We start from the raw sequence: 9,992 nt of genomic DNA on the forward strand, positions 1-9,992 counted from the left end.
ATCTAAGCGTACTCAAAATGGTTGTAACTATCAACAAAGTTTTAGTGGTTACCCACTATATTTGGCGAAAGGCCAATAATAATTTCCTGCCGAATCTTCTCTGATGTAGTCAGTTTTTGGATTCATTTCAACATATTCATTATTTGGTCCAACTATATCTTCTATATTCGGCTCATATGATGCTGTAAAAACAATGAAGTACGACGCAACAAAGAATGCTGCCAGGAGTGCTGTAAATGCAACTCCCACGGGATTTATCCTGCTGCCTTTATCCGCTTTTATCAGCTCGAAACGTTCTATCATATTTGATGCATCGGACGAGAAACTCAATGCTACTGCGTTCTTCAATCTTCCAGTAGCATGCTGCTCATCTTTCTTCATTGCATCAAGTATTGTCTGTAGATAGGATTTCTTCTCAGTCTTAGTCATATTTCTTGTGGCAGTCTTATCACATCTTATTTCCAGTGACTGCTCCAGATCCGCTTTCATCCTGTAAACCAGTGGATTCCAGAAGAACAGACATTCTGTTACAGTAGCCAGAAGTAAAATCAGAAAATCCCTGTTTTTGATATGTGTGAATTCATGCAGGAAAATATTGTACAGCTCTTCGTCTGAATAGACTTTATGCAACTCTTTAGGAAGGATAACTGTTTTCCTAAATCCCCCTATGCTCAATGGACTGCTTATCTCTCCAACAGTCTTAATGTCCACAGTATTATTAATTCCGACCTTCTTCTTTGCATCAGAAGCTATACCGTTAATTCTATTGTCTCGTACTGAGGTCATGCTGTTAACACTGATCCGCATTTTTATATATCTGACAAGAAGCAGGCTCAATGCTGACAGTACTATTACAGTGTAAGATATACCTAAAATCTTATATGCAGGAAAAATCGGTTTCTTGAACAGTTCATCAGTGAAGAATAAAAAATCAGATATCGGATTCAACCATTTCATATCCACGACCATCACCAGCTGATGGTCAAGCGGAATTATCAATCTGGCTAACGTAAAGCAATATAAAAGAACTATCTCTGATATTGTAAGTATTTTATTCTTTAAAAACTTTTTTCTAACTATGAATATAACAAATAACAATATACTGCTCGAAAAAACATTCATCATCAGCATGTTAAATATTTCAATTACACTCATACTCCCCTGCTTGCCCCTTTTACCTTATTTCATCAATAATACTCTGAAGTCTGTTTACCAGCTCTTCTTTTTCCTTCTTGCTGTGTTTCCCCCTCTTGTATAGCGCTTGAGCAAGTCTGTCGATTGATGAGAGACCGAAACCATCATTCTCAAGTGTCATGGCGGCATATTCTTCCTTCGTTACAGCAGGTAGGTAAGTCCTTGCATACTGCGTCTTGTTCTGTTCCAGGCCATCAACCTTTATCAGTTCCTTACTCAGCAATCCGTTTACAGTACGGAAAACACTGAGCTTGTTCCAGTTGTCCTCATCCAGATAATTCAGCATATCCATGCTGGTCATGGCCTTATCCGCCTTCCATAGCATGTCCAGGAGTTCTTTTTCCCTTTTGTTAGCCAATTCGTTCATATTTTTCTTCTCCTTATTGTATTTTTGGTATCCCATCAAAATTATTATAATCCATTTTTGATATTAGTGTTATATATTATTACACTATTATCTGCTTCTAATCGATAGGCATAGGATAGAAATGAAAAAAGAGTACTATGATGCTCATAATGGAGTTCACAAGGGTTAAAGTCTGGTATAAATCACAGGTATTAAAAAATGATATTAGTATAGGCGGAATGATATCGTGGTGCTATTATTAATTCTAGATTAAAGCACGTGCTGTCAAAAACTATATTCAGGAGCTTCCTGTATGATTTAAACAGGGGTTGACCTAAAAAGAATACCTCAAGTAAAGTTGGATTGTTACTGACCTGCCAGTTGGTAATAATCCAAGAATACGAGAGGTATCTAACATGAATGCTAAGGCAAAGAACAACAAAAATCAAGTAAACAACAACTTTTCGGTGATAAATACTTTATCTGCCGACGAAAGACAGTCAAGGATTAGTGAACTTCTTAACACAATGCAGGCAAAGACCTGGCATGATCTGGAGACATCAGGAAAGTTTGATAAGAATGCCAAGCTCTCATTTATATCGGATGACATGCTTATAGTTGGATGCGATATAGGCAGTGAAACCCATTATCTGAGAGCTATAGATAGAAAAGGCAGAGAACTCAGCAAAAAGCCATTTTCTTTCCTTAACAACGAGGAAGGATTTGAAGCCGCAAAAGCTTGGATGGTAGACCTTGCAGCAGTAAATGGTAAGAGACAGATAGTCCTTGGACTTGAGCCAACAGGTCATTACTGGTTCTGCGTTGCCACATGGCTGATAAGCAATGGTATCAGCGTGGTGCAGGTAAATCCATATGCAGTAAAACAGACAAAAGAAATCGAGGATAACAGCCAGCTTAAGGATGACAGAAAAGACCCCAAGGTCATTGCAAACCTTGTTATGAACGGAAACTACGGTATGCCATATCTTCCAGAGGGTATCTACGCTGATCTGCGTAGTCTCTCACTTCTAAGGAGCCAGCTTGCTGAGAACAGGATCCGCAGCATAAACAGGTTGCACAGGCTGATGAAGATCTATTTCCCTGAATATAAGGACGCTTTTGGGAAAACAGATGGCAGCTTTGCAATGGAGATACTTAAGGTTGCACCGTTTCCTGAGGATATAATCAGGCTGGGTGAAGATGGAATCAGAGATATATGGCACAAGGCTAAGCTTAGAGGACGCGGCTATAGCAGGGCTGCTGAGATTTTCAGGTATGCCTGCGTAAGCATAGGCAAGAAAGAAGGATCAGAGCCGGACAGATATTCAGTAAAGTGCCATGTTGAAGATATCATCTCATTGGATGAGAGGCTTGCGACAGTTGAAGCTGCAATCAATGAAAAATGTATGGAAATACCCCATGTAGAGAACATCCTTGAAATATCAGGACTTGGACAGAACATAGTGGCTGGAATCATATCTTCAATGGGAGACATTGAAAGATTTGATGATGCAAAGGAAATACAGAAACTCAGCGGATTAAATCTTGTAGCCAACAGTTCAGGCAAGCATAATGGCGAAACAAAGATAAGCCATAGAGGACGCAAAGAACTGCGAACCTGGCTGTTTCAGGGAGCTAAATCGGTAGTGGCTCATGCTCCGGAATTCCAGTATATACATGAGTATTACACTACCAGAGCGAAGAATCCTCTAAAGAAGATGCAGTCGCTGATAGTCATAGCATGTAAGCTTCTCAGGATCATATTTACTATCCTTAAAAAAGGAATTACCTACGATCCACAGAAGATGCTTGATGATATCAAGAGATTTGAAGAAGCAGAAATAGTGGCTGCTTAAGAAAGAAACATGCTCCGGAATCCTGTCGAACTACTGAGCATTGTTCGGTGGTTGGACAGGGTTCCGGATAGGAATCCAGTAACAGCAGAAGCAAGTCTTCTGCAAAATAAAGCTACCAACTTACAACAGGATGGATTGCGTCCACCGACTTGTCGGTACCATCCAAAGTGTAGATTGGTCAGTAAAGGACAACAAACAAGAGCTGTAGCTGGCGGTGGTATTTTCCCTAGGGCTTGACCCTGTTTAGGAGCTTTGCTGGCACTTGGTGTATGAATTGGCTGGACGAAGGAAGTTGGGACACGATCCCTTTAGACACGGAAGGTTAGCCATCATAGTTGATCAAAGGAGAAATGGCCTTTATAGAGCAAACAAGAGGATGCTTTATTAGTGCTACCTGAAATCGGCTATTCAGTACAAGATACTATGACAATTCATCACCTTTGGCTCCTGTTTTGAGGAATAACAAAATCGTCAAAGCCAGTAAAAATCGTATTTTAAGGCTTGACTGATTATTTCGGGCCCTGAGCCCACCCAGTTCGCAATTCAGCCCCACCCATTCATGGAATAGCTCCACTTGGTTGGCATGAAATTCAATTCACTATTTAGCACCGCATCCAAACGTTTGGAATTATATGTTATTACGAATACATGATTTTTAATAGTTCTATTTTTATAGTATAAATCGAAAATGCTGGAGCAACTATCAAAAGCCCCAGCATTTTATTTCTGACATAATACAATAATTTAGTTTTCATCAGCTACAACGTAGGATACATTTTCTAATGATTTTATACGTTGAAGACCGGTTTTATTCTCAGCGGTCACAAATCCATACACATAAAGCCCCTCTTTTTCTATCCTTTCCTTGTCAATACTTAAATTTCTTTCATATCCATAATCATCAGAATGGCCAAACAGCTCAAATATTTCCGGATTATCTGACAGATAGCTTAACATGCTGCAGACATGCTCGACAGCTACATCATATTTTTCTCTTCCTTCATTTTTTGAATCAAGTGTATCAAACAAACTTAACGTGGGATATTTTTCATTGTCGTAATACATAATATGAGCTTCAGTTCCGCCAAAACCTATGCAGGGCTCATACGTATGTGCATAGGGATCAGACATAGTGTATTTATGTGGGAGGGCTGTCGGATCCTCTGAATCCATATCTACATTTATAGCGCACCAATCGGCACTTATATCATTCTTGTCACACCATTTAAGGAAATCATCATACCTCATGGCCTTGCTAAGAGTGACAGATGCATAGTAATAATCATAATCACTTAGATATTCAATGTAATTATCTTCAAAAAAATCGTTGCCGTTAGGACTTGTGAGGTAGCATCCCGTTTCACCTTTTTCATTCATTGCATATGTAAGCCTTATCGTTTTATTAATCGCATCCGGATTATATAACCTGAGTTGTCCCTTCTCTATAGTTCCGCTATAGGTATTATTGTTACGAATAAATGAGACATAATAGTTACCAAATCCTCTGCTTTCTACACTAGTCTGCACAATATTTCTTGTAGGCATGAACGCTTCAGAATATGTCGCTATATCAATAGTAAGCTTGTTGCTGGTTTCAGTCCCGTATATTCCATTTCCGCCAACCTGCTCAGCCGGATTATAGTATTTTTGATCTATTATTTTAGGAAGTCCTTTCAAGCAAAATGCAACTATAGCAAGTGTAACTAATGCTGTCACAACTCCTACTTTTATAAAAGCCATATGAATACTTCGCTTTACCATTCTGGTAAAGTCTGCAGCCTTCTCCATAGTATCATCATTTGAATTCATCGGAATATCTGAGTTTAGCGAAGTCTCACTAATTCCGGAAATATCGTTGTTATCAAACAGATACTCGCTTATGGCATCATGCTTTTCTATATCTGCCTCAATCTCTAGGCGCTTTTCTTCATCAAGCTGTCCAGTTTTATACCCTTGCAACAATTCCCGATATGTCATATCCCTTCATCCTCCATATACTCTTTGATAAACTTCTTTCCACGAAAAGCCAGTACTCTTACATTTTCAGGTGACATTCCAAGTATTCCTGCTATTTCTTTTTGAGAAAGGCCTGAAAAGTACTGCATACATAATATTTCACGCTTTGTTTTATCAAGATGATTTATTGCTTCATATAGCAGCCTTCGATTTTCATCAAGAATCAGTTCATCAAGAATGCTCTCCTGTTTTGCTGACTCAAACTCTTCCGAATTCGCTTTGAGTTCTGTTCTTTTCTGCCTGGCCAGTGCATTAAACAACAGATTTCGTCCGACCATGTAAAGCCACGCACGCATATTTGCATGATTATCTGAAAGCGACAGGAGCGCCTTTAAAAATGCTTCCTGTGCCATATCTTCAGAAAGCTCACGATTGTGACAAAGAGAGTACAGGTATAGAAACAGCTCATTGTAATATGCACGATAAAGCTTATAAAGCAATTGCTCTTCCATACCTTCCTCCCGTTTTACTTAGTCATATATATAACAATTGAAATGAGAAAATGTTACAGGCAAAAATAAAAATAATTCTAAACACATGCTTTTTTATAATAACATAGCAAACTTCAGTAGAAGATATCATTTCACGATAAAGCATTTGCTTCTTTAATAATGCATAGTCCTTTCATCAGTTAAATGCCACAGGATAGTAACATAGTGACTTATGGGATCATCTATCCCAAATCTAATGAAGGGAGGCCAAAAGAAATGGCCAGAAAAATCAAGGTGAAGCTCATCCTGGAGCTTCGTGAGGGGAACATGTCCAGAAACATGATCGCCGAAACAAGGCACATATCAAGGCATTCTGTGAGTGATGTTTTTGCTATCGCAGATGAAAAAGGCATCAAATATGCAGACGTCAGAAACCTTGATGATAATGCCGTTTACCAGATGTTTTATCCGGATAAGCATGTGGTAGAAAAGATGTTTAAGGAACCGGATTACGAGTACATCCATGATGAACTCAAAAAAGTGGGGGTTACGTTGAAACTCCTATGGGAAGAATACAAAGAAAAATGCCTTGAAAATGGTGATATTCCCATGGGGTACACCAGGTTTTGTGGTGGATATGGAAATTTTACTACGGTAAACAAGCTTACAAATCATCTTGAAAACAAACCTGGTGTCAAAGTAGAGGTGGACTGGTCTGGCCCTACTATGCATTTCTGTGATACTTCTACTGGAGAAATCAGAACTGTATATCTATTCGTTGCTACACTTCCATACAGTCAGTACTCATATGTTGAACCTACTTTGGATATGAAGATGGATACATTCCTCAGGTGCCATATCCATATGTACGAGTTTTTTGGTGGTGCGACTACCAGGCTTGTCTGTGACAATCTAAAAACAGGAGTAGTAAAGCATCCTAAAGAAGGAGAAATCATTCTTACTGCTGATTATGAAGCTTTGGGACACCATTACATGACAGCAATAATGCCTGCTGGAGTTAAAAAGCCCAAGCAAAAAGCATCTGTAGAGGGAACGGTAGGTAAGATTGCTACTGCGATAATAGCGAAGCTACGTAATGAAGAATTCTACAGCTTTGAGGATTTGAAAGCTGCTGTTAGTAAAAAACTGTATGCTTTCAACAATGAAAAGTTTACAAAACGCGAAGGAACCCGATATGAATCATATCTTGATGAAAAGGAATTCCTTCATGATCTTCCGGAAGTATCTTTTGAGATCTCTACGTGGGTTTATGGCAGGAACGTAAACATTGACTTTCATGTGGTCTTTGAGAAAAACAGGTATTCCTGCCCTTATCAGTATGCGAGAAAGACTGTTGATCTCCGCATTACTGACACACTTGTAGAAATCTACTTTCAGGGCAACAGAATAGCTACTCATTGCCGTTTCCCGGCTGGTCGTAAGAACCAGTACTCAACTCATCCGGAGGATATGCCTGAAAAGTTCAAGGTAACTCCCTGGAATGATGAACGCATCAAGAACTGGGCAAATGCAATCGGTCCTTATACTGCGCAGGTAATCAATCGCATATTTACAGCTGTAGACATCAAAGAGCAGGGCTATAATCCCTCTTTGGCGGTCTTAAGACTTAGTAAGGACTATTCTGAGGATCGTCTTGAAGCGGCTTGCGAATTCGCTATCGTAAGTGGGATAAAAAAGCCCCGCTATCATCATCTTAAGTCGATACTGGCAGCCAATCAAGACAAGGTATACATGGAATCCAAGAAAAGCAAGGGTCCTGATGATTCATTGGGATATTTAAGGGGAAGCAACTATTACGAAGATGGGGGAATTGAAGAATGATAAACGAAGAGACAAGAAGAAAACTTAAGGAGCTTAATATCAGCGAATTAGCTGTGGCACTAGAGCAACAGCAGAAAGATCCTCTTACAGCAAAACTCTCTTTCGATGAGCGCTTTCAGAGACTTGTCGATTATCTTTATCAGGAGAAGTATAATTGTAAGATACAGAGGCTTATAAAGACAGCCAAGTTCAGATTCCCTCAAGCAGATAGACAGTCATTGTTTTTTGATGGCAGGACACTTAATCAGGAAGCAGTTACTGAACTGATGACTTGTCAGTACATTCATTCCAATCATAGCATTGTCCTTCAAGGTTATACTGGTTCAGGAAAGACTTTTCTTGCATGTGCTCTTGGTAAGGAAGCTTGCCGTCAACAGATAAAGACCAGGTACATTAGACTTCCGGATTTACTTCTAGAGTTTGGAGATACCGTTCTTATCCCAGGGCAAGAGAAACGTCTCCTGAATAAGTATGCTAAGGTACCGCTTCTGATTCTCGATGAGTGGCTTATGGCAGACATTTCCAAGGAGGAACTCCACTTCCTTTTTGAACTGATGGAGAGACGGTCAGATTCCTCATCCACTATCTTTTGTACACAGTATTCTAAAAAGGACTGGATCAAAAAACTTGGTGAAGGAGTATATGCAGAGGCTATAGTAGACAGATTTGCTTATACAACAACCTGGGTTGAAACAGGAAGGACAAACATGCGCAGATACTGCAGTAAACGCGAATAATCTGCCAAGTGGGGCTGAATTGCGAACCGGTGGTTCGCAATAAAAAAACAATGGTGCTGAGCGATGCTCAGCACCGGTGCCCTTGGCACGAAATAATCACTTGACAGAATAGGAAGGGAAACAAGAAAAAATGATGACTAAAAAATATATATCAACTGCAATAGTCATATTTGGCTTATGCTTATCGCTATGTGGATGTTCAGAAGAAAAAGATGTCCCGATGGATGAGAGCAGATTTTTTCCTTCGAATGAAAAAATATACAGTTCGTTTAAGACTGAGTATAAGGGAGAAACGAGGGAGCAGGACTTGGAAGGATCAAGCAATTATCTCTCTGTTGGGGTATTTGATAACGATTCAAAGTGTTATCACGATCAGGAAAATGATATTGAGAGTGGTAAGCCATTTGAAGCTTTTGTTTCGTTGACAAATGGACTTGGAAAAGAGCATAATTTCACATTGGTTGTGCTTGATAATAGCGAACAGGTTCCCTTTTCGGTTGATGGAAACGAGTTGGAATCGTGCACGTTTAAGGTTGATAACGACAAGAAAATCCATGTTCCATTTTCTGTCAACAGACTTGAAGACGGCATACATAACATTGATTTCGTTATCTTCTGCGGCACATATGAGAACAATGCAGGGCAGGACAAAATGTATACTCTTGAAAGCGGAACAAGAGATCTTGTTATGCACTGCAGATTGAATGTCGGTAACTCCTGTTATGCAGAACAGAAAATAAGTTACGATAAGCCGAAAACCTATACGGCATCGAATGATGGCGTCAGCTTCAATACTGTGCAGACAGCTGATTATTTTGAAATCGGAAATCGTGATAATGAGCCAAAGAGAGATTCGGTTATCCTGTTCCAGAATTATAAGCAGATTGATTTTCCAGGAAAAGACACAAAGGTATACAATGTTGAGCTCGCTGAATATAAAAGTGTCAGATTCCTTATAGACGATATCTGCAGAACCAGCGATGGTAAACAACACATTAATCAGGCTCTATGTATGAACAAAGAAGGTAAGGATGATTATTCCTACAGCTTTTCTCAGAGGATAATCAGGTAACAGAATGAAGAAAAGCAGGGGCTTGCCTTCATGGTCGTCCCTGCTTTATCTTTATTCTTCCTTTTTCCATTGATGTAGTTCCACTCAAATTGCCACAGATTGAATAATTATCTTAGGAAGCATACACTTATGAAAAGAAAAACAGTTAAATCTATACTTATTTTGATAAGCGTTCTAATAGTCAGCGTTTTAGCAACAATTGAATATTTCCACAACAATAAAATAGTCAGCAATCCTGTCAATGTATCTACATTTTACGGAACGTTCGAACTGACACGGAACGAAGCCGAGTATCTGGACATTGTATACCAAAACAATTCGCGAAGTGCAGACGGAACAATAATAGGTAAATTTATCAGATTTAGCCTGAATTATTCATGACAACTTAAACCTCTGAAATCAGACTCATAATCCGATTTTTTTGAAATGGATGCCTAGAATAAGCGGGAATCAGTCCTAAAAATGGGTAGACTGTCCCTATGAATCAGAAATACAGAC

Annotated in this window: 8 protein-coding genes; 4 read left to right on the plus strand and 4 right to left on the minus strand. The window is 39.3% G+C overall.

The genetic code is table 11. The annotated features are described in order from the left end of the window. Window positions 1-48: 48 nt before the first annotated feature. A complete protein-coding gene (locus BLR42_RS20810) occupies window positions 49-1,155 on the minus strand; it encodes a M56 family metallopeptidase (protein ID WP_091873352.1) in 1,107 nt (368 codons plus the stop codon). A gap of 19 nt (window positions 1,156-1,174) precedes the next feature. After that, window positions 1,175-1,561 carry a BlaI/MecI/CopY family transcriptional regulator gene (locus BLR42_RS20815; protein ID WP_170832916.1) on the minus strand — a complete coding sequence of 129 codons (387 nt, stop codon included), beginning with the start codon at window positions 1,559-1,561 and terminating at the stop codon, window positions 1,175-1,177. A gap of 395 nt (window positions 1,562-1,956) precedes the next feature. Here BLR42_RS20815 and BLR42_RS20820 point away from each other — a divergent pair, with 395 nt between their 5' ends. Then, on the plus strand, window positions 1,957-3,396 hold the full coding sequence (locus BLR42_RS20820) for an IS110 family RNA-guided transposase (RefSeq protein WP_091873357.1): 1,440 nt from the start codon (window positions 1,957-1,959) through the stop codon (window positions 3,394-3,396). A 744-nt stretch (window positions 3,397-4,140) separates the two neighbouring features. Here BLR42_RS20820 and BLR42_RS20825 read toward each other — a convergent pair. Together BLR42_RS20825 and BLR42_RS20830 are read right to left on the minus strand one after the other, a co-directional pair. Then, window positions 4,141-5,373 carry an anti sigma factor C-terminal domain-containing protein gene (locus tag BLR42_RS20825; RefSeq protein WP_091873360.1) on the minus strand — a complete coding sequence of 411 codons (1,233 nt, stop codon included), beginning with the start codon at window positions 5,371-5,373 and terminating at the stop codon, window positions 4,141-4,143. Next, window positions 5,370-5,864, minus strand: a complete 495-nt coding sequence (locus tag BLR42_RS20830) for an RNA polymerase sigma factor (protein ID WP_091873362.1) — start codon at window positions 5,862-5,864, stop codon at window positions 5,370-5,372. Before BLR42_RS20830 ends, BLR42_RS20825 begins: the two co-directional genes overlap by 4 nt. Window positions 5,865-6,119: 255 nt before the next feature. Here BLR42_RS20830 and istA point away from each other — a divergent pair, with 255 nt between their 5' ends. The 3 genes from istA to BLR42_RS20845 all read left to right on the plus strand — a co-directional run bounded on the left by istA (window position 6,120) and on the right by BLR42_RS20845 (window position 9,494). Next, on the plus strand, window positions 6,120-7,685 hold the full coding sequence (gene istA / locus BLR42_RS20835; protein WP_091873365.1) for an IS21 family transposase: 1,566 nt from the start codon (window positions 6,120-6,122) through the stop codon (window positions 7,683-7,685). Continuing rightward, complete coding sequence (locus BLR42_RS20840) at window positions 7,682-8,422, plus strand: ATP-binding protein (protein WP_091873368.1); 741 nt, start codon at window positions 7,682-7,684, stop codon at window positions 8,420-8,422. The genes istA and BLR42_RS20840 overlap by 4 nt, the downstream gene beginning before the upstream one ends. A 130-nt stretch (window positions 8,423-8,552) precedes the next feature. Continuing rightward, window positions 8,553-9,494: a hypothetical protein gene (locus BLR42_RS20845; protein ID WP_091873371.1), complete on the plus strand. Its 942-nt coding sequence runs from the start codon at window positions 8,553-8,555 to the stop codon at window positions 9,492-9,494. Window positions 9,495-9,992: the final 498 nt, after the last annotated feature.

It is taken from the genome of Butyrivibrio sp. INlla16 (genome assembly GCF_900104155.1).
GTDB lineage: Bacteria > Bacillota > Clostridia > Lachnospirales > Lachnospiraceae > Butyrivibrio.